At 68.7% G+C, this 18,433-nt stretch carries 16 protein-coding genes and 1 other RNA gene; 2 read left to right on the top strand and 15 right to left on the bottom strand.

Annotated elements, in window-relative coordinates; all coding sequences use genetic code 11:
• Positions 1-61: 61 nt before the first annotated feature.
• The 15 genes from F618_RS0107025 to rsmI all read right to left on the bottom strand — a co-directional run bounded on the left by F618_RS0107025 (position 62) and on the right by rsmI (position 16,138).
• Entirely contained in the window at positions 62-1,000 is a 939-nt protein-coding gene (locus F618_RS0107025; RefSeq protein ID WP_018168225.1) for a D-alanine--D-alanine ligase, read from the bottom strand.
• The gene (gene murB / locus F618_RS0107030; RefSeq protein WP_018952157.1) at positions 997-1,959 is read right to left on the bottom strand and encodes a UDP-N-acetylmuramate dehydrogenase; all 963 of its coding nucleotides are present in this window, start codon (positions 1,957-1,959) and stop codon (positions 997-999) included. Before murB ends, F618_RS0107025 begins: the two co-directional genes overlap by 4 nt.
• Positions 1,956-3,386, bottom strand: a complete 1,431-nt coding sequence (murC, locus tag F618_RS0107035; RefSeq protein WP_018168227.1) for a UDP-N-acetylmuramate--L-alanine ligase — start codon at positions 3,384-3,386, stop codon at positions 1,956-1,958. The genes murB and murC overlap by 4 nt, the downstream gene beginning before the upstream one ends.
• The gene (gene murG, locus F618_RS0107040; protein ID WP_026330486.1) at positions 3,383-4,477 is read right to left on the bottom strand and encodes an undecaprenyldiphospho-muramoylpentapeptide beta-N-acetylglucosaminyltransferase; all 1,095 of its coding nucleotides are present in this window, start codon (positions 4,475-4,477) and stop codon (positions 3,383-3,385) included. Before murG ends, murC begins: the two co-directional genes overlap by 4 nt.
• Positions 4,474-5,679, bottom strand: a complete 1,206-nt coding sequence (gene ftsW / locus F618_RS0107045) for a putative lipid II flippase FtsW (protein ID WP_019568157.1) — start codon at positions 5,677-5,679, stop codon at positions 4,474-4,476. Before ftsW ends, murG begins: the two co-directional genes overlap by 4 nt.
• Positions 5,676-7,025 carry a UDP-N-acetylmuramoyl-L-alanine--D-glutamate ligase gene (murD, locus tag F618_RS0107050; RefSeq protein ID WP_019568158.1) on the bottom strand — a complete coding sequence of 450 codons (1,350 nt, stop codon included), beginning with the start codon at positions 7,023-7,025 and terminating at the stop codon, positions 5,676-5,678. Before murD ends, ftsW begins: the two co-directional genes overlap by 4 nt.
• 4 nt (positions 7,026-7,029) lie before the next feature.
• Positions 7,030-8,112, bottom strand: a complete 1,083-nt coding sequence (gene mraY / locus F618_RS0107055; protein ID WP_018176146.1) for a phospho-N-acetylmuramoyl-pentapeptide-transferase — start codon at positions 8,110-8,112, stop codon at positions 7,030-7,032.
• Complete coding sequence (gene murF / locus F618_RS0107060; RefSeq protein WP_026331182.1) at positions 8,093-9,463, bottom strand: UDP-N-acetylmuramoyl-tripeptide--D-alanyl-D-alanine ligase; 1,371 nt, start codon at positions 9,461-9,463, stop codon at positions 8,093-8,095. The genes mraY and murF overlap by 20 nt, the downstream gene beginning before the upstream one ends.
• Positions 9,460-11,001: a UDP-N-acetylmuramoyl-L-alanyl-D-glutamate--2,6-diaminopimelate ligase gene (locus F618_RS0107065; protein ID WP_019568160.1), complete on the bottom strand. Its 1,542-nt coding sequence runs from the start codon at positions 10,999-11,001 to the stop codon at positions 9,460-9,462. Before F618_RS0107065 ends, murF begins: the two co-directional genes overlap by 4 nt.
• Positions 10,998-12,713: a penicillin-binding protein 2 gene (locus tag F618_RS0107070; RefSeq protein ID WP_018939016.1), complete on the bottom strand. Its 1,716-nt coding sequence runs from the start codon at positions 12,711-12,713 to the stop codon at positions 10,998-11,000. Before F618_RS0107070 ends, F618_RS0107065 begins: the two co-directional genes overlap by 4 nt.
• Positions 12,701-12,985: a cell division protein FtsL gene (gene ftsL, locus F618_RS0107075; protein WP_018168234.1), complete on the bottom strand. Its 285-nt coding sequence runs from the start codon at positions 12,983-12,985 to the stop codon at positions 12,701-12,703. Before ftsL ends, F618_RS0107070 begins: the two co-directional genes overlap by 13 nt.
• Positions 12,985-13,911, bottom strand: coding sequence for a 16S rRNA (cytosine(1402)-N(4))-methyltransferase RsmH (gene rsmH, locus F618_RS0107080; protein WP_018168235.1), 927 nt, complete (start codon positions 13,909-13,911; stop codon positions 12,985-12,987). Before rsmH ends, ftsL begins: the two co-directional genes overlap by 1 nt.
• A 5-nt stretch (positions 13,912-13,916) precedes the next feature.
• On the bottom strand, positions 13,917-14,357 hold the full coding sequence (gene mraZ, locus F618_RS0107085; RefSeq protein WP_018144475.1) for a division/cell wall cluster transcriptional repressor MraZ: 441 nt from the start codon (positions 14,355-14,357) through the stop codon (positions 13,917-13,919).
• Positions 14,358-14,643: 286 nt separating this feature from the next.
• An RNA gene (gene rnpB, locus F618_RS15175) (RNase P RNA component class A) lies at positions 14,644-14,995 on the bottom strand.
• Positions 14,996-15,298: 303 nt separating this feature from the next.
• Positions 15,299-16,138, bottom strand: coding sequence for a 16S rRNA (cytidine(1402)-2'-O)-methyltransferase (gene rsmI / locus F618_RS0107090; protein ID WP_196800400.1), 840 nt, complete (start codon positions 16,136-16,138; stop codon positions 15,299-15,301).
• A 78-nt stretch (positions 16,139-16,216) separates the two neighbouring features.
• On the opposite strand from rsmI, the gene F618_RS0107095 reads away from it, so the two are divergent.
• Both F618_RS0107095 and F618_RS0107100 read left to right on the top strand, forming a co-directional pair.
• Positions 16,217-18,076 (top strand): penicillin-binding protein activator, encoded by a 1,860-nt coding sequence (locus F618_RS0107095; protein ID WP_019568162.1) that lies wholly within the window; start codon positions 16,217-16,219, stop codon positions 18,074-18,076.
• Positions 18,077-18,433, top strand: a complete 357-nt coding sequence (locus tag F618_RS0107100; protein ID WP_018144478.1) for a YraN family protein — start codon at positions 18,077-18,079, stop codon at positions 18,431-18,433. It begins immediately after the preceding gene.

Below are 18,433 nucleotides of genomic sequence, written 5' to 3' on the forward strand. Positions count from 1 at the left end.
CGCAACGGCGACGGTCCCCGCGCCTGCGGGCGGCGCGCGGGTCGCGTTGTGCGGCGTGCGTTCAACGCAGTCCTCCACACTCAAAACTGGAATCGAGGATGCGCAGGCACAGCTCGTCGAAGTCGATGCCCGCCTGCGCGGCAGCCTTGGGCACCAGCGAGTGGTCGGTCATGCCCGGGATCGTGTTCACCTCGATCAGGAAGTTCTCGCCATGTTCGTCCTGCAGGATGTCCACTCGTCCCCAGCCGCAACCCTCCAGCGTCGCGAAGGCGGCGATGGCCATGGACTGCAACTCCAGCAACGCGCTGGAATCCAGCGGCGGCGGGCAGATGTAGCCGGTATCGTCGGCCTCGTACTTGGCGTGGTAATCGTAGAAACCGCCCGGGGTGCGGATCTCCACCACCGGCAACGGCTCGTTGCCGAGGATCGCGACGGTGTACTCGCGTCCGCTGATCCACTGCTCCGCGAACACCTGCCCCGGCTGCAGCCGCGCGGCCTCGAAGGCGGCCGGCAGATCGGCCACCCGATCCACCCGTGTGATCCCCAGGCTGGAGCCGCCGCGCGCGGGCTTCACGATCAATGGCAGGCCCAGTGCATCGGCCACCGCGTCGGGGTCGAACCCCGGCGTGAGCAGACGATAGGGGGCGCTCGGCAGATTGCTCCCCGCCCACAGCCGCTTGCAGGCCAGCTTGTCCATGCCCAATGCGGAACCGAGCACGCCGGTCCCGGTGTAAGGCATGCCCGCCATGTCCAGACAGCCCTGCAGGGTCCCGTCCTCGCCGCACTCCCCGTGGAGCACGATGAAGACCCGGTCGAAGTTCTCCAGGGCCAGGCAGCGCGCCGTCTCGCGGGTCAGGTCCAGGGGATGGGCATCGACACCCTGGCGCTGCAGTGCCGCCAGCACCGCCTGACCACTGTGCAGCGAGACTTCGCGCTCGCCAGACCAGCCACCCATCAGGACCGCGACACGGCCATAATCTTGTGCACTTCGCTTGCTCATGCCGTTCCCTCGCTTGCCTCGTGCGTAGCCCCTGGCCGACCCAGGACCCGGACCTCGGGCTCCAGGTGCACCCCGAACTGCCGCTGCACCTCGTCCTGGGCATGACGCAGCAACCATTCGATATCGGCGGCGCGCGCGCTGCCGTCGTGGGTGATGAAATTCGCGTGCTTGGGGGAGATCTCCGCCGCCCCGTGGCGCAGTCCCTTCAGACCGGCGGCCTCGACCAGGCGCGCGGCGTGATCGCCCTCCGGGTTGCGGAACACCGACCCGCAGGATGGCAACCCCAACGGCTGCTTCGCGGATCGTTCGCGCAGCAACTCGCGGATGCGCCGGGTCCCGACGTCAGGGTCACCCGCGGCCAGCTGCAACACGCAGCCGGTGAACCACTCCGCCTCGGGGCCGTGGACACTGCGGTAGCCGATCGTGTAGTCCGCGGGGGTGCGGGTATGCAGTTCGCCGCGCGCATCCACCGTGGAGACCGCCTCCACCAGGGGCCAGATCTCGCCACCCCAGGCGCCGGCGTTCATCCGCAGCGCGCCGCCCACAGTCCCGGGGATGCCGGCCAGGAACTCGGCCCCGACCAGCCCCTCGCGGGCCCCGAAACGCGCGGCCTGGGCGCAGGCCAGCCCGGCCCCAAGCAGCAGGCGATCGCCGTCCAGGCGCCGGCGTTCGTTCAGCACTCCGGAAAGATGCACGACCAGGCCGTCCAGCCCGCCGTCACGAATCAGGACGTTGCTGCCCAGGCCGAGGAAGGTCACGGGCATCTGCGGCGCGTGGGTCGCGTGATCGCGCAGGGCAGCGACCAGGTCGTCAAGGTCCGCCGGCTGGAACAGCCAGTCGGCCGGGCCGCCTGCGCGCCAGGAGGTCAGCCCGGCCAGCGGAACCTGCGCCTGCAACCGGCCACGCGTGGCCTGCGCGAACGGAGTCATCGACGAGTCCACAGCGCGGGCGGCCATCATGATTCCTCCTCGCCGGCGGTCCCCAGCTGCTGCGGGAGCAGCCCGGCCAGACGGCCAATATCGCCGGCACCCTGGGCGAGCACGACATCGTCCGGCCGCAGCATCCCCGCGAGCACACCGATCACATCCTCTGCGCGCTCGACAAACACCGGCTCCACCCGCCCGCGCAGACGAATGGCGCGCGCCAGGCTGCGGCCATCGGCGCTGGGGATCGGGTCCTCCCCGGCGGCATACACCTCGAGCAGGATCAGGACGTCGGTCTCGGACAGGGCCTCGGCGAAGTCCTCGAACAGATCACGCGTGCGGGTATAACGATGCGGCTGGAAGATGGTGATCCGGCGGCGGCCCGGCCAGGCATCGCGCGCGGCCGCCTGAGTGGCAGCAATCTCGCGCGGGTGATGGCCATAGTCGTCGACCAGGGTCAGGGCCCCCTGTGCGGTCCGCAGCTCCTGCACCTGGAAGCGCCGCCCAATACCCTGGAAGCGCGCCAGCGCGGCCTGGATCGCCTCGGGGGCGACCTCCAGCTCGTGCGCGACAGCCGCCGCCGCCAGGGCATTGAGCACGTTGTGGCGCCCGGGCAGGTTCAGCGTCACCGGGAACGCAGCCTGACCGGGCAACGCGAGGTCGAAGTACATGCGCACGCCTTCCTGGCGCACATTCAGGGCGCGCACGTCGGCGTCCTGTTCGATGCCGTAGGTCAGGCGCGGGCGCTCCAGTTCCGGGTACAGATCACGCACCTGCGGGTCGTCGGCGCACAGCACGGCAATGCCGTAGAACGGCAGGTGGTGGAGGAATTCCAGGAAGGTCGCCCGCAGCTGGCCAAAGTCGTTGCCATAGGTCCCCAGGTGATCGGCATCGATATTGGTCACGATGCTGATCATCGGCTGCAGATGCAGGAAGGACGCGTCACTCTCGTCGGCCTCGGCCACCAGATAGTCCCCGGCGCCGAGATTCGAGTGGCTCGCCGTGCTGTTCAGGCGTCCGCCAATCACAAACGTCGGGTCCATCCCGGCCTCCGCCAGCACACTGGCGACCAGGCTGGTGGTCGTGGTCTTGCCATGGGTCCCGGCGACCGCGATGCCATAGCGAAAGCGCATCAGTTCGGCCAGCATCTCGGCGCGGCGCACGATCGGGATGCCGCGCCGACGCGCCTCCTGGACCTCGGGGTTGCTCGGATTGATCGCACTGGAAACCACCAGCACGTCGGCATCGGCCACGTTCGATTCGGTATGGGCCGCCACCACCGGGATACCCATGCCCTTCAGGCGTTCGACCATCGCCGACTGCCCGAGATCGGATCCGGAGACCTGATATCCCAGTTGATGCAGGACCTCGGCGATCCCGCTCATGCCGGACCCCCCGATCCCCACACAATGGATCCGGCGGATACGACGCATCGCATGGCGTGGCAGGCGCGGGGCATTCATGACGATCCCTCCCGGCGGGCGCCCGCCATTTCCATGCAGGCATCGGCCAGGCGCCGTGCGGTGTCGGGGCGGGCCTGTGCGCGGGCCAGCAAGGCACGCGCACGCAGGGCCTCGCGGTCCAGCGGGGCGACCAGCTCGTAGACCCGCTGAGCGTCCAGCTCGGCATCCGCGACCCGCCAGGCGGCACCGGATTGCACCAGGGCCTCGGCATTCGCGGTCTGATGATCGTCCACCGCATGTGGATAGGGCACGAAGATCGCCGGCACGCCGGCCGCGGCCACCTCGGCCACGGTGAGCGCCCCGGCGCGGCAGATCACCAGGTCCGCCCAGGCATAGGCCGCGGCCATGTCTTCGATAAAGGCGCTGATCTCCGCCTCCAGACCTGCCTCCGCATAGGCGGCCTGGGCCTCGTCGAGGGTGCGCTCGCCCGCCTGGTGACGGATGTTCAGCGGCTGCTCCACGGCCACGCGCGCCAGTCCCGCGGGCAGCGTGCGATTGAGCGAACGGGCGCCCAGGCTGCCGCCCAGGACGAGGAGGTTCAGGGCGCCCTCGCGCTCGTCGAAACGCGCCTCCGGCGCCGGAAGTTCCGCAATCGCGGCGCGCACCGGGTTGCCCACCACCGTGACCGCCACCCGCTCGGGGAAGCTGTGCTCGAAGCCGGCGTAGACCCGGTCCGCCACCTTCGCCAGCCAGCGATTGGTGAGACCGGCCACGGCGTTCTGTTCGTGGATTGCCAGCGGCCGGCCCATGGCGGCCGCCATTAGTCCCCCGGGGCCGGCGGCAAACCCACCAAAGCCAATCACGGCGTCCGGGCGCAGACGCGTCATCAGACCCAGGGCGGCCCACAGCGAAATGCCGAGCCGCCAGGGTGCGAGTGCCAGCCCGACCAGGCCCTTGCCGCGGATGCCGGCGATTGGAAGCGTATGCAGTTCGATCCCGGCCGCCGGCACCAGCCGCGATTCCACGCCGCGGGCCGTGCCCAGCCAGCGCACCTCGGCACCGCGTTCCCGCAGCAGGGTGGCCACTGCCAGGCCCGGGAACACATGGCCCCCGGTGCCGCCGGCCATAATCAGGATGCGCGGGGCCCTCATGCGGCACCCCCACGCCGGCGGCGCGCCGGGGGTGCGGCGCGCGGGGCCGGCACCTGGGCCTCGCGGTACACGCGCATCACCAGGCCGATAGCCGCCAGCGAGACGATCAGCGAACTGCCGCCGTAACTGAGAAACGGCAGGGTCAGGCCCTTGGTCGGAAGCAGCCCCATGTTCACCGCGAGGTTCAGGAACGCCTGCAGGCCCATCCAGATGGCCACGCCAAAGGCCAGATGCGAGCCGAAGGCATGCCCTGCGCGCTCGGCGTACAAACCGATCTGGATGCAGCGCCAGACCAGGACTCCGAACAGCGCGATGAGGGCCACCACACCGACGAAGCCGAACTCCTCGGCAAACACCGCGAACAGGAAGTCGTTGTGCGCCTCGGGCAGGTAAAAGAGCTTCTGCACACTGTTGCCGAGCCCGGCCCCGAACCAGCCGCCGGAGCCGATCGCGATCAGCGACTGGGTCAGCTGGAAACCGGTGGCAAACGGATCCTGCCAGGGATCGAGGAACGCCGTCAGGCGCGCCACGCGGTATGGCGCCGCGACCGCGACGACCGCCATCCCCGCCGCGATGGTGCCCGCCAGCGCGGCGAACTGCCAAAGCTTCGCACCGGCCAGGAACAGCATGCCCATGCCAATCGCCAGCATGATCGCGGCGCCGCCGAAGTCCGGCTGCAGCAACAGCAGGATGGTGCCCACCCCAAGCACGATCAGCGGGCGGATAAAACCGAGGAAGTGCAGGCGGAGCGTCGAATAGTGACGCACGATGTAACCGGCGAGGTACATCACCACCAGCAGCTTCACCAGCTCGGCGACCTGCAGGTTGAACATCCCCAGCGGGATCCAGCGGGTCGCGCCGTTGACCGTGCGCCCGACACCCGGGATCAGCACTGCGATCAGCAACGCCATCACCAGGATCAGCAGCCACGGCCCGGAACGTTCCCAGCGCGCCAGCGGGACCACCCAGAGGAAGGTCGCCACCGCAAGCCCGATGGCGGCGAAAATGACCTGGCGCTGGAAAAAGTGCCAGGTGTTGCCGAAATAACGTTCGCCCAGCCCCATGGAGGCGGACGCGACCATCACCAGGCCGATCCCCAGCAGGATCGCCGCGACGGCGAGCAGGGGCAGGTCCACATGGTCGCGCAGGCCGGCGACGAGGCCGCGATCCGGGAGTCCGAGGCGGGTGCTGGAGATACTCATGCTGCCAGCTCCCGCACCGCGTGCGCGAAGTCGTCGCCGCGCGCCTGATAATTCGGGTACATGTCCAGGCTGGCGCAACCGGGCGACAGCAGGACGGTATCCCCGGGTTCCGCCCAGGCAGCGGCCTGCGCAACCGCGGCGGCCATATCGTCCACGCGCTGGACCGGGACCACGGAGGCCAGGGCCCGGGCGATCGTTGGCGCGTCCTCGCCGAGCAGCACCACACCACGGACCTTGCCCGGGACGTAATCGGCCAGCGGCGTAAAGTCCTGACCCTTGCCCTGCCCGCCCGCGATCAGCACCAGCGGCCCGGGCGTACCGCGCAGGGCCGCCAGGGTCGCGCCGACATTGGTGCCCTTGGAGTCATTGATGTAGGCGACACCGCCCACTTCGGCAATCCACTGCGAGCGATGCGGCAGACCGGCGAACTCGGCCAGGGCCGCCATGGCGCGTGCGCGCGGCTCGCCCGCCTCCAGCCACGGCCAGACCAGGGCAAGCGCGGCCAGGGCGTTGGCCCAGTTGTGCTGTCCACGCAGACGCAGATGGCCGGTCGAGAGAAGGACCTGGTCACCGCGCACCAGGTCCGGAGCATCCGCGCTGGACGGGCGCACCCCGAAATCGTCCGGGCCGGCCGGCGCATCGAGACCGAAGGAGATCACCTTCAGACCCGGCGGCAGGGTGATCTCGCGCAGCCAGGCGTCCTCGCGGTTCAACACACCGCGCTCGGCGCGATCCAGGATGCGGGCCTTGGCACGCACATACGCATCCAGATCGGCGTAGCGATCCAGGTGATCAGGCGAGATATTCAGGATGGCGGCGGCCGCTGGCGCCAACATGTCGCTGCGCTCCAGCTGGAAACTGGACAGCTCCAGCACGTACAGGTCCGGGGCCTGCTCCAGCAGGTCCAGCGCCGGGGTGCCGTAGTTACCACCCACCGCCACCCGCAGGCCGGCGGCGCGCAGCAACTCGCCGACCAGCGCGGTCACCGTGCTCTTTCCGTTGGAGCCGGTAATCGCGATGACTGGGGCGCCCGCCTGCTCGGCGAACAGGTCGATGTCTCCGGTCAGGCGGGCACCGGCGGCACGCGCCCGTTGCAGGACCGGGTGCTCCAGTGCGACCCCGGGCGAGACGATGATGCGGGCAAAGCCCGCGACGTCCAGTCGATCCAGCGGCCCGACCCAGGCATCGGCCAGCCAGGCCTTGGCACCCTCGGTCTCCAGCGCGGCCGGCGCCACGCGGGTATCGGTGATCGCGAACGGCTCTCCCTGCGCACGCAGGAAGCGGGCAACCGACACGCCGGTCGCCCCGAGGCCCACGATCAGGTTGTTGTCGCCGGTTCGCGTCATGGGATCAGCGCACCTTCAGGGTCGCAAGACCGACAAGGACGAACACCACGGTCAGGATCCAGAAACGCACGATCACGCGCGGCTCCGGCCAGCCCTTGAGTTCGAAGTGATGGTGCAGCGGCGCCATGCGGAAGATTCGCCGCCCAGTGAGCTTGAAAGAGGCGACCTGGAGCATCACCGAAAGCGTCTCCAATACGAAAATGCCCCCCATGATCAGCAACACGATCTCCTGACGGGTGATGATCGCCAGCATGCCCAGGGCCGCGCCCAGCGCGAGCGCCCCGACGTCGCCCATGAAGACCTGCGCCGGGTAGGTGTTGAACCACAGGAATCCCAGCCCGGCGCCGACCAGGGCGGAGGTAAAGATCACCACCTCGCCCACGCCGGGTACCGCCGGAATACCGAGATAGTCGGCGAATACCGCATGGCCCGCCGCGTAGGCGAACACGCCCAGGGCGCCGGCCACCAGCACCGCCGGCATGATCGCCAGGCCATCCAGCCCATCGGTCAGGTTCACGGCATTGGAGGACCCCACGACCACCAGCCAGACCAGCGGGATGAACAGCCAGCCCAGGCTGAACTGGATGTCCTTGAACACCGGCAGGTAGAAGGTCGTCTCCACCGGCCCCTGCGCGGTGTACATAATCACCCCCGCGGCGACCAGGGCGAACAGCGTCTGCCACAGGAGCTTGGCGCGCGCCGAGAGGCCCTTGCTGTTGCCGTAGCGCAGCTTCAGGTAGTCATCCCAGCCACCCACGGCGCCGAACGCCAGGGTGGTCAGCAGCACGAGCCAGACGAAGCGGTTGGTCAGATCGCTCCACAGCAGGGTCGCCGCCGCCACTGCCACCAGAATCAGGGCACCACCCATGGTCGGCGTGCCGGCCTTGGTCAGGTGCGACTCGGGACCGTCATCGCGGATCTGCTGGCCGACATTGCCGACCGTCAGGCGGCGGATCATCGCCGGCCCGATCAACAGCGCGATCGCCAATGCGGTAACCACCCCGAGGATGGCGCGAACGGTCAGGTACTGAAAGACCGTGAAGCCGGAATAGAACTGGCTCAGGTATTCAGTCAGCGCGAACAGCATTCGCCACCTCCGGCGCTGACGAGGCCAGGTCCAGCCCCTCGATGATCTGTTCCATGTGCTGGCTGCGCGAGCCCTTTACCAGGACCGTGGTGCCCTCCCCCAGGAGGTCCTCCAGGCGCGAGCGCAGCGCGGCGTGGTCGGCAAACCACTCGCCGCCGTCGCCAAAGCCCTCGGCGCTGTCGCGCGCGGCATCGCCCAGCGCCAGGCAGTGTTCGATACCCACCGCGCGGGCCAGGTGCCCGGTTTCCCGGTGCAACGCCGGCGTGGCGGCGCCCAGTTCACCCATGGCACCCAGCACCAGGATGCGCCGACCGGGCATCGCCGCCAGCACCTCGAGCCCGGCCCGCAGCGAGTCCGGATTGGCGTTGTAGCTGTCGTCCCAAATCCGCGCGCCGCTGACGTGCCACAGCTCCTGCAGACGGCCGCGCACCGGCTTCCAGCGGGTGAGCCCGTCGACGATTCGGTCAATCCCGATACCGACCGCGTTCGCCGCGGCCGCGGCCGCCACGGCATTGGCTGCGACGTGGCGACCGGGGCCGGCCAGGCGCAGATCGCGGACGGCGCCGAGGATGGACAGACGCAGCCGGTCCGGGGCCTGCCACATGCCTTCCACCTCGCCGCCACCCTCCAGCGAGAAGCGCTGGCAGTGGTGATGCTCGTTCAGCGACAGCCAGTAGTCGGCAAACGGATCATCCAGATTGATGACCGCGGTGCCGCCCTGGGCCGGGAGACCGGAGTAGATCTCGGCCTTGGCATGGGCGACGCCCTCCAGGCTGCCGAAGCCCTCGAGATGGGCCCGACCGGCATTGGTGATCATGGCGACCTGCGGTTCGACCCAGCGCGCCATGCGCCCGATCTCACCGGCATGATTGGCGCCCAGTTCGATGACCGCGTAGTCGACTTCACAGGGCATCGCCAGCAATGTCAGCGGCGCGCCGATCTCGTTATTCAGGTTGCCCGCGGTGGCATGCACCGACCCAACCCCCTCAAGGATGCAGCGGAGCATCTCCTTGGTCGTGGTCTTGCCATTGGAGCCGGTCAGGGCAATCACCCGCGCGCGGCTCTGGCGCCGCCAATGGCGGCCCAGGCGGCCCAAGGCCTCGCGGGTATCGGCCACGATGATCTGCGGCTGTGGCACATCGAGCGCCCGCTCCACCAGCAGCACGGCCGCCGGCAGGTCGGCACCGACCTGTGCGTGGGCATCGAAATTCGGCCCCTTCAACGCGATGAACAGCGCTCCCGGGCACGGCTCGCGAGTGTCCGTAAACACGCCCTCGAAGGCCGTGTCGGGGGCCCCTTGCAGGCGCCCATGGACCGCCTCGGCCAGTTCCTGGCTGGTCATTCGAATCATTGTCCCTCCCCCCTGATCGCGCGGTCCTGGCCACGCCTGTCCTGCGGGTGCCGGCACGCCCGGGCCTGCACCTGTTCGCGGTCGCTGAACGGATAGCGCTGACCGCGGATCTCCTGGGTCGTCTCGTGACCCTTACCGGCCACCAGCACCACATCCCCGGCAACGGCCTCGGCCAGCGCACTGGCAATCGCTGTTGCGCGATCGCCAATCTCGTGGCATTCGGCGGAATCGGCGCAGCCGGCAAGGATCTCGGCGCGGATCTCGGCCGGGTCTTCTCCGCGCGGGTTGTCATCAGTCACGAAGATCACGTCGGCCTCCCGGCAGGCCACCTGGCCCATTGCCGGGCGCTTGCCGCGATCGCGGTCGCCGCCGCAGCCGAACACCACGCTCAGGCGCCCGCGTACATGGGGTCGAAGCGCCTGCAATGCAGCCTCCAGGGCCTGGGTGGTATGTGCGTAATCGACCACCGCCAAGGCCCCGTTAGCGAGCGGGAAGCGCTCCATGCGGCCGGGCACGCCGGGGAGTTCGGCGACTGCCGCGATCGCCTCCTCGCGCTCTACCCCGAGGCCCTGCAGGGTGGCGAGGGTCGCCAGCAGATTGCCGACCTGAAACAGGCCGAACAGGGTGGAACGAACCGGATAGGCCCGGCCATCGGCCTCGAGGGTGAAACGCAGCCCTTCGGCAGTGGCCTCCACGTCTCGGGCGCGCAGATCGGCGGGTGCGCCCAGGGCACTGTAGGTCAGGGCCTGAACGCCCGCCGGCAGATGCTCCACAACCTGGCGTCCAAAGGCATCATCGATATTCAGGACCGCCGTTTGCAGGCCAGGCCAGACAAACAGCCGCGCCTTGGCTGCCGCATACGCCTCCTGACTACCGTGGAAATCGAGGTGATCGGAGCTCAGTCGGGTGAGCACCCCGACGCTGATCGGGGCTCCGGCGAGGCGCCCTTGTGCCAAACCGTGCGAGGAGGCCTCCAGCGCCACGGCACCACAACCGGCCGCGGCCAGCTCGGCCAGGTGGCGATGCAGGTCCAGTACGCCCGGGGTCGTGTGTCCGGTATCCACCAAGTGGCCCGGTCGCCCGACGCCGAGCGTGCCGATCAGACCGGTGGGCCGACCCAGGGTCTCCAGGGCCAACGCGATCAGGTGCGTGACCGAGGTCTTGCCGTCAGTACCGGTCACCGCCACCAGCGGGGCCGCCTCCGGCCAGCTACCGAACAATCCGCGCGCCATCTGCGGCAGCCGTTCCCGCAGGCCCGGCACATGGAGCATCGGCACAGCAGGGAATGTTTCCGGGGTTCCGGCCTCGTCCCACAGGATCACGCCGGCACCCCGTGCCACGGCATCGGCAGCATACGCCAGCCCATGGCCGTGCGTGCCGGCCAGGGCCACAAAGGCGGTGCCGGGCGCGACCCGGCGGCTATCCTGAACCAGGTCGGCGACCGGCAAGTCCGCCAGGTCGGGGCGCCGGAGATCGGCCGGCAACAAATCGCCCAGCACCGGTCCGGCCCCGCCTCGGGTATCACGGGCGGCCATCATGGCGTCCCCTCGTGATCCGCGGCCAGGCGCATGGGGACCTCCGGCATCGCGTCCGGGCGCACGTTGAACATGCGCAGGGCCGAACCGACGACATTACGGAACACCGGCGCCGCGACCGCCCCACCGTAGTAGACGCCGGCATCCGGCTCGTCGATCACCACGGCCATGACAAAACGCGGATCGGAGGCCGGGGCCAGGCCGACGAAACTCGAAAAATAGCGGTCCTCGGTATAACCGCCCGGACCGCTCTTGCGGCTGGTACCAGTCTTGCCGGCCACGCGATAACCGTCGATCGCCGCCTGGCGCGCGGTGCCCTCGGTACCGATCACATGTTCCATCATTGCCAGCACCTGGCGGGCAGTACGCGGAGTCATCACCTGCGCCGACTCGCGCAGATCGTCGGCGGTGCGCACCAGACGCACCGGCACCCGCTCGCCGTCATTGGCAAAGGCGGTGTAGGAGGCCGCCATCTGCAACGGCGACAGCGACAGCCCGTAGCCATAACCGAGCGTGGCCTGTTCGACCTCGCGCCAGGTGGTGAAATCGCGCAGACGCCCCGTGGCCTCGCCCGGGAAATGGGTACCCAGCGCCTGCCCGAAGCCCGCCTGATGCAGGGTCTTCCAGAAACGATCCGCGGGGGTATCCAAAGCCAGCTGTGTGGCCCCGACATTGCTCGAACGGGCGATCAGGGTGGTGAGGTCGATCGTCCCGTAGTCGCGCAGGTCGCGCACGGTCAGGCGCCCCACCCGCATGGTGCCCGGGCCGGTCTCCAGGGTGGCGTTGACGTCCACCACCCCGGCATCCAGGGCGGCCGCCACGGTGAACGGCTTCATCACCGAACCGGGCTCCAGGGTATCGGTGATGGCCCGGTTGCGGGCGCGATCGGAACGGATAGCACCGCGATTGTTCGGGTTGAATCCGGGCTGATTGACCAGCGCCAGGATCTCGCCGCTGCGGGCGTCCAGAAGGACAGCGGAGCCGCCACGGGCATTGTGTTCGGCGACCGCGGTCTTCAGTTCGCGGTACGCCAGATATTGCAGGCGCTGATCCAAGGTCAGGGCCAGGGTGTTGCCGTCACGCGCGGGGCGGATACTGGCGACATCACGGATGCTGCGGCCATAACGGTCGCGCAGCACCCGCTTGGCGCCCGGATGACCGGACAACCACTGGTCAAAGGCCAGTTCCACGCCCTCCTGGCCCTGATCGTCGATATTGGTATAGCCCAGCACATGCGAGGTGGCCTCGCCATGCGGGTAATAACGCCGGAATTCGCGGGTCAGGCCGACGCCCTGGATGCGCAGGGCCGCTACGCGCTCGGCCTGATCCGGCAACATTTGGCGGCGCAGGTAGATGAATTCGCGCGAGGCACGCGCCTCGATACGCTCCGCCAGCCAGTCCGGCTCCACCTCCAACGCCGCGGCCAAATCCGGCCAGCGCTCGCGCTGGCCCATCAAGTCCTGCGGGTTGGCCCAGGCGGTCTGCACCGGGGCCGAAATGGCCAGGGGTTCGCCGTGACGGTCGGTAATCATGCCGCGGTTCGCGGACTCGGTCAGGGTGCGCACCTGGCGCTGCTCGCCCTGCTTGGTCAGGAAGTCGCGCTCCAGGACCTGCAGATCGACGGCGCGCAACAGCAACGCGGCGCTCGCGACGGCGAACACGGCGATCACGACCTTCAGACGGCCACCACTGATCTGCCGCTTCAGCGCGCCCACGAGCTACCCCCGATCACCACGATGCGATCCGAATCGGGCTGAATCATGTCGAGACGCTCGCGCGCCTGCTCCTCGACCCGGCCCTGGGTCGCCCAGGTCGATTGCTCGATCTGCAACTGCGTCCACTCGAGATTCAGGACATCGCGCTGGCTCAATGCCTGCTGCTGGTCGATAAAGGCCTGGCGCGACTCATGCTTGGCCGCCACCACCCCAACCGCCGAGGCAAACACCCCGGTTGCCAGCGCCACCGCCAGGAGCCCGCGCGCAACCATCAGAGTCGCTCCCCGACACGCAGCACGGCCGAGCGCGAACGCGGATTGATGCGCTGCTCCTCGCGATCGGCATGGATCGGCTTGCCGACCGGGCGCAGCTTGCGCTCCGGCTCCTCCGGCATCACCGGAAGGCCGCGCGGCAGGCGCACGCTGGACACCGGCTTGCGCAGGGCCTGCTTTACCAGTCGGTCTTCCAGTGAATGGAAGCTGATCACCACCAGCCGCGCACCAGGCGGGAGCACATCGGGGATCGTCGCCAGCCACTGCTCCAGCTCGGACAGCTCCGCGTTCACGAAGATGCGCAGCGCCTGGAAGGTTCGAGTGGCCGGGTGCTTTCCGGGCTCGCGTTTCGGGACCGCCCGGCGAACGATTTCGGCCAGTTCGCCGGTGCGGCTAAGGGGTGCCTCGGTGCGTGCAGCCACAATGGCCCGGGCAATGCGCCGCGAGTGGCGCTCCTCGCCGTATTGATAGATCACATTCGCGATCTCGGTCTCGTCGGCCCGCGCCAGCCACTCCGCCGCGCTCTCGCCGCTGTTCGGATCCATGCGCATGTCCAGCGGGCCGTCGTGCTGAAAACTGAATCCGCGCTCGGGCGTATCCAGCTGGGGCGAGGACACGCCCAGGTCCAGAAAGACGCCGTCCGGACCCCGGTCCGGCGAACGCCGTTCCAGCGTGGCGGCCATGGTCGAGAACGGCGCGGCCTCGAAGGCAAAACGCGGATCATCGGCAAACGAGGCGGCCGCCGTGGCGGCCTCCGGATCGCGATCCATGGCCAGCAGCCGGCCGTCCGGGCCCAGGCGATCCAGGATCGCCCGGCTGTGTCCACCGCGGCCGAAGGTGCCATCGACGTAAAAGCCGTCAGCGCGCACGGCCAGGCCCTCCAGCACCGCGTCGCGCAGCACCGGGATGTGGGAGACGGCTTCCATGTCCGTCACAACGCGATGGACTCGAGCGCTTCATCATCCACGTCACCCCCCAGCACCTGGGCGCAGGTCTCCTCCCAGGCGGCCTCGCCCCAGATCTCGAACTTCTTGCCCTGGCCCAGCAGCACCACCCGCTTTTCCAGGCCGGCGTACTGACGCAGGGGCGGGGGCAGCAACAGGCGGCCGCTGCCGTCCAGCTCGCACTCGGTGGCATGGCCCACCAGCAGGCGCTGCAGATTGCGCACCTTGGGATTCATGTTGGGGCGGGACATCAGGTTCTGCTCAATGCGCTCCCACTCGGGGAACGGGTACAAGAGCAGGCAGCGGGAGGGATCAACCGTGATCACCAGCTGACTGTTGCAGCTCGCAGCGAGGTCGTCGCGATACCGCGCCGGCATGGCCAGGCGGCCCTTCGCATCCAGATTGAGCTGGCTAACGCCTCGAAACATCGCTGATAACGGTGGTTACCCACCTTTCCCCACTTTGACCCACTTTCCGACACTATAGGTACGGGCATCCTCCAGAGTCAAGAAAATCGACCCCGAAAAACGAAAAATAAGCGTTGAATCACAGAGACTTAGCGCACCCACCCCGAGGCGGACGAAAGAGCGGGGAGAAGGGTATTAAAAGCCTCGCGTTGAGGCTCAAACTTAATGCATCACCTTACAAGTTTGCCGCACACACAGCCGTGCACGCGCAGACCGGGGCGGCCGCGGGGGCTTGATCGTGGGAAAAAGTGGGAGCCGGCCGTAAGCCGGGTTCTGTCGAGGACAGTCATTCATCTGGGACGTCCGTCACCGGACGCCTCGAGCAGCCTACCCGGGTGCGATGCGGGCCACACCATGCACCCCTATTTGGCCTTGCTCCGGACGGGGTTTACCCTGCCACGAACTGTTACCAGTCGCGCGGTGCGCTCTTACCGCACCATTTCACCCTTACCTGTACCCGGCGAACCGGACCATCGGCGGTATATTTTCTGCGGCACTTTCCGTCGGCTCGCGCCGCCCAGGCGTTACCTGGCGTCCTGCCCTATGGAGCCCGGACTTTCCTCCACATCCGAGGATGCAGCGACTGCCTGGCCGACTCCCGCGCTCCTTGTACGCCGCCGCGTGCGCGAACGCAAGCCTTTTCAACGGCCTGCCCCAAGGGCCTCCGTCCACAACGAAGCACACCAAGACACGAAGGACGTCAAGAGCAGCCCACAGGAAGAGGGGACGATCGGAAGGCAATCAATTCAACGAACGACAGGGTTATCGCCACGATGCCGGAACGCAGCCAGCCATCCCCGCCAACAATGATTATTTCCGTTCTTCCAAACCTTCCTGCCGATGGCTTCTGACCTTGACCCGCTGCGTGTCTGCGCACGCTTCATTGCGGACCCAAACCAGTCCTATTCTCCGGCGTCCTTGAGGGCGAGGGCGCGGGCGTAGACGCGGTTGCGCGGCAGGTCGGTGGCATCGGAGAGCAGGCGGGCCGCACGCTTGAGAGGGAGTTCATGCAGCAGTGCCGCGAGCAGGCGCTCGTGCTCGTCGGACAGGGGCATGTCGGCCTCGCCCCCCGTGTCGGGCGCGGGCGCCGGGCCCAGGATCAGCACGAACTCACCGCGGGTGCGGTTGCTGTCGGCATCCAGCCAGGCCGGCAGTTCGCCGGCGGGGCCGCGATAGTGTTCCTCGAACTGCTTGGTCAACTCCCGCGCCAGGAAGACCTCCCGCCCCGGTGCCAGCTGCGCCAGGTTGGCGGCGGCCGCGCGAACACGATGCGACGATTCGAACAGGATGGTAGTGACCGGCTGGACCAGCAATGCCTCCAGCCGCCGCTGGCGCGCCCCGGCGGCATGCGGCAGGAAGCCCTCGAAGCAGAAGCGGTCGGACGGCAGCCCGGCAACCGCCAGCGCCGCCAGAGGCGCACTGGGACCCGGTACGGCGCGCACATCCAACCCGGCCTCGCGCGCCGCCCTCACCAGCCGAAACCCCGGGTCCGACACCAGCGGCGTGCCGGCATCGGAAATCAGCGCGACGGAGTCCCCCGCCCTCAGCGCCTCCAGCAGCGAGGGAATACGCTCCGCCTCGTTATGCTCGTGCAGGCTGACCAGCGGCGTGTGCACGCCCAGATGGGCCAGCAGTCCGGCGCTGTGTCGCGTATCCTCCGCCGCAATGCGCTGCACCCGACCGAGGAGCTCGCCCGCCCGCGGGCTCATATCTCCAAGATTACCAATCGGGGTAGCCACCACCCACAACGTGCCCCAGTTCGTTGACACGGCCTGATGCGCTTTCAATACTGACTCCTCATTCGCTGACGAACCGCTATCGTGACCCGAATCCCCGAACGCGCCGGGCATACCCGGCCCCTGTCCCGTCTTGCCCTGTTGCTGCTGGCCACGGCCATCGTGGCGGGCTGTGCCACGCCGCGCCCGGATCCGGAGCCGACCCCGGACGCCGAGGTGCGGCCGGACCTGGCCGAACTGCCTCCCGAGGTGCGCGCCAGCCTGCTGCTGAGCGAGGCCCGCTCGCGGCCGGAGCCCGACCTGGTGCGCCGCGCCATCGAGGCCGTGCTAGCGCTCGATCCCGCGACGCCGGACCAGCTGGACCGGGCCGAAGCCCTGTGGGCCGAGCTTCCCGACGCCGCGCGTGACACCCAGGAAGCCCGCCTTCTAGGGGCGCGACTCGCAGCAGCGCAACGGGATTGGGAGCTCGCCCGCGAACGACTGGGTGCAGACGACCCGGACGACCCCACGCGATCCCCGGAGGTCTATCGCCAGGGGCTTGCCCTGCACGCCCGGATGCTGGAACAGGAGAGCCAATGGTATCAGGCCCTGGACACCCGGCTGCGCCTGGACCGCCTGCTGATCATGGAGCCCGACACACACGCCGAGAATCAGCAGCGCATATGGGGGCTGCTCGCAGCCCTGCGCCCGGCCCAGCGCGACCGGATCGTGGGCAACCACCCGCCGGATGGGGATGCCTGGGTCAGCCTGTTCCGACTGCTGCGCGCCGCCGATACCGAGGAACAGGCGCACCTGGCCGCCGGATTGTGGCGCGAGCGCCATCCCGCGCATCCGGCCAACAGCCTGCTACCGGAACTCGTCGCCAGCCACCCGCTGGTCGCGGACGCGCCTGGGGACACCCTGGTGCTGCTGCCACTGTCGGGCGACCTGGCCGCACTGGGCAACGCCATACTCGACGGAATCACCCGCGCCTACTACGCGGAGGGTGGCGGCAACGGCCGGCTGATCGTGCGCGACACGCGCGGCGAGCCGGACGGCGCGGCCGCCCTGTACCGGCGTGGCGTGGACTCCGGCGTCGCGCGCATCATCGGTCCGCTGCGGCGTGAGTCGGTAAGCCAGGTGGCCGCTAGCGATCAGACCCTCCCGACCATCCTGCTGAACCGCACGGAAGTCTCGACCCCCAGCGAACTCACAACGCTGGCCTTGAATCCGGAAGAGGATGCCCGTGCGGTGGCCGACCGGGCGGCCCGCGCCGGCTGGCATCACCCGCTGGTGCTCCTGCCGGAAGGGGCCTTCGGCGATCGCGTGGCAAGTGCCTTCCGGGCGGCATTGGCCGACGAAGACCGGCGCCCGCGAGACGTCATTCGCATCCAGCCCAGCGCCGGGGAGCTGAACGCCACCATTGGCAATGCACTCGGCATCCAGCAGAGCGAGGCGCGCATTCGCGATGTGGCACGCCGGACCGGGCTGGAACTGGAAGGCGACCCTCAGGTGCGCGCGGATGTGGACCACATCTTCATTGCCGGCACGGCGCCGCAAGTTCGGCGCATCGTGCCGCATCTCCATTTCCACCGGGCCAGCCAGCTCCCGATGATGGCCACGCCCCATGTCTATTCCGGACGCCCGGATGCCAATCGCGACGCCGATCTCAACGGGATCGTGTTCCCCGATACCCCCCGGCTGTTCGACCGGGTGAGCCCACTGGCGGACGACGAACAAGCACGCGACGAGGCACTCCCCCGGTTTGTCGCCCTGGGCATGGACGCGATGCGCCTGAGCCTGCGCCAGGACGGGATTCGCAACGCCCCCCATCATCAGCTAACCGGCGGCGCTGGCACCTGGAGCCTAAACCCCTTCAACCACGAGTGGGTGAGAGAACCGGCCTGGGCGCGCTTCGAGGGCGGCGAGCCCCGACGCATCGACGTACACCCCGGAGAATCCTGAGTGTTTCGCCCGGGTGCCTCGGGGCAGGCCGCCGAGAAGCGAGCCGCGGACTACCTGGAGGCACACGGGCTGCAGATCCGTGCGCGTAACGTCCGCCGCCCTTACGGCGAGCTCGACCTGGTCGCACTCGAGGACGATACCCTGGTGCTGGTGGAAGTACGCAAGCGCAGCCATCCGGGCTTTGGGGGCGGCGCAGAGAGCATCGACCGGCGCAAGCGTGAACGCCTGTTGCGGGTGGCCGAGGCGTATCTGCAGGAAAGCGCCTGGAACGGCCCGGTCCGCTTTGATGTGATGACCCTGGATGGCCAGGACCGGATCGAATGGCTGCAAGACGCCATCCAGGCATCCACCCCGTGA

The sequence above is a fragment of the Thioalkalivibrio sp. ALMg13-2 genome, from assembly GCF_000381185.1.
Classification (GTDB): domain Bacteria; phylum Pseudomonadota; class Gammaproteobacteria; order Ectothiorhodospirales; family Ectothiorhodospiraceae; genus Thioalkalivibrio; species Thioalkalivibrio versutus.

Excerpts from the sequence above, each read along its gene's own strand:
- ftsW (WP_019568157.1), bottom strand. The coding sequence starts at position 5,679 with ATGAGTATCTCCAGCACCCGCCTCGGACTCCCGGATCGCGGCCTCGTC.
- rsmH (WP_018168235.1), bottom strand. The coding sequence starts at position 13,911 with ATGGAAGCCGTCTCCCACATCCCGGTGCTGCGCGACGCGGTGCTGGAG.
- F618_RS0107065 (WP_019568160.1), bottom strand. The coding sequence starts at position 11,001 with ATGATGGCCGCCCGTGATACCCGAGGCGGGGCCGGACCGGTGCTGGGC.
- mraZ (WP_018144475.1), bottom strand. The coding sequence starts at position 14,357 with ATGTTTCGAGGCGTTAGCCAGCTCAATCTGGATGCGAAGGGCCGCCTG.
- murG (WP_026330486.1), bottom strand. The coding sequence starts at position 4,477 with ATGAGGGCCCCGCGCATCCTGATTATGGCCGGCGGCACCGGGGGCCAT.
- murB (WP_018952157.1), bottom strand. The coding sequence starts at position 1,959 with ATGATGGCCGCCCGCGCTGTGGACTCGTCGATGACTCCGTTCGCGCAG.
- mraY (WP_018176146.1), bottom strand. The coding sequence starts at position 8,112 with ATGCTGTTCGCGCTGACTGAATACCTGAGCCAGTTCTATTCCGGCTTC.
- ftsL (WP_018168234.1), bottom strand. The coding sequence starts at position 12,985 with ATGGTTGCGCGCGGGCTCCTGGCGGTGGCGCTGGCAACCGGGGTGTTT.
- murC (WP_018168227.1), bottom strand. The coding sequence starts at position 3,386 with ATGAATGCCCCGCGCCTGCCACGCCATGCGATGCGTCGTATCCGCCGG.
- F618_RS0107025 (WP_018168225.1), bottom strand. The coding sequence starts at position 1,000 with ATGAGCAAGCGAAGTGCACAAGATTATGGCCGTGTCGCGGTCCTGATG.
- murD (WP_019568158.1), bottom strand. The coding sequence starts at position 7,025 with ATGACGCGAACCGGCGACAACAACCTGATCGTGGGCCTCGGGGCGACC.
- murF (WP_026331182.1), bottom strand. The coding sequence starts at position 9,463 with ATGATTCGAATGACCAGCCAGGAACTGGCCGAGGCGGTCCATGGGCGC.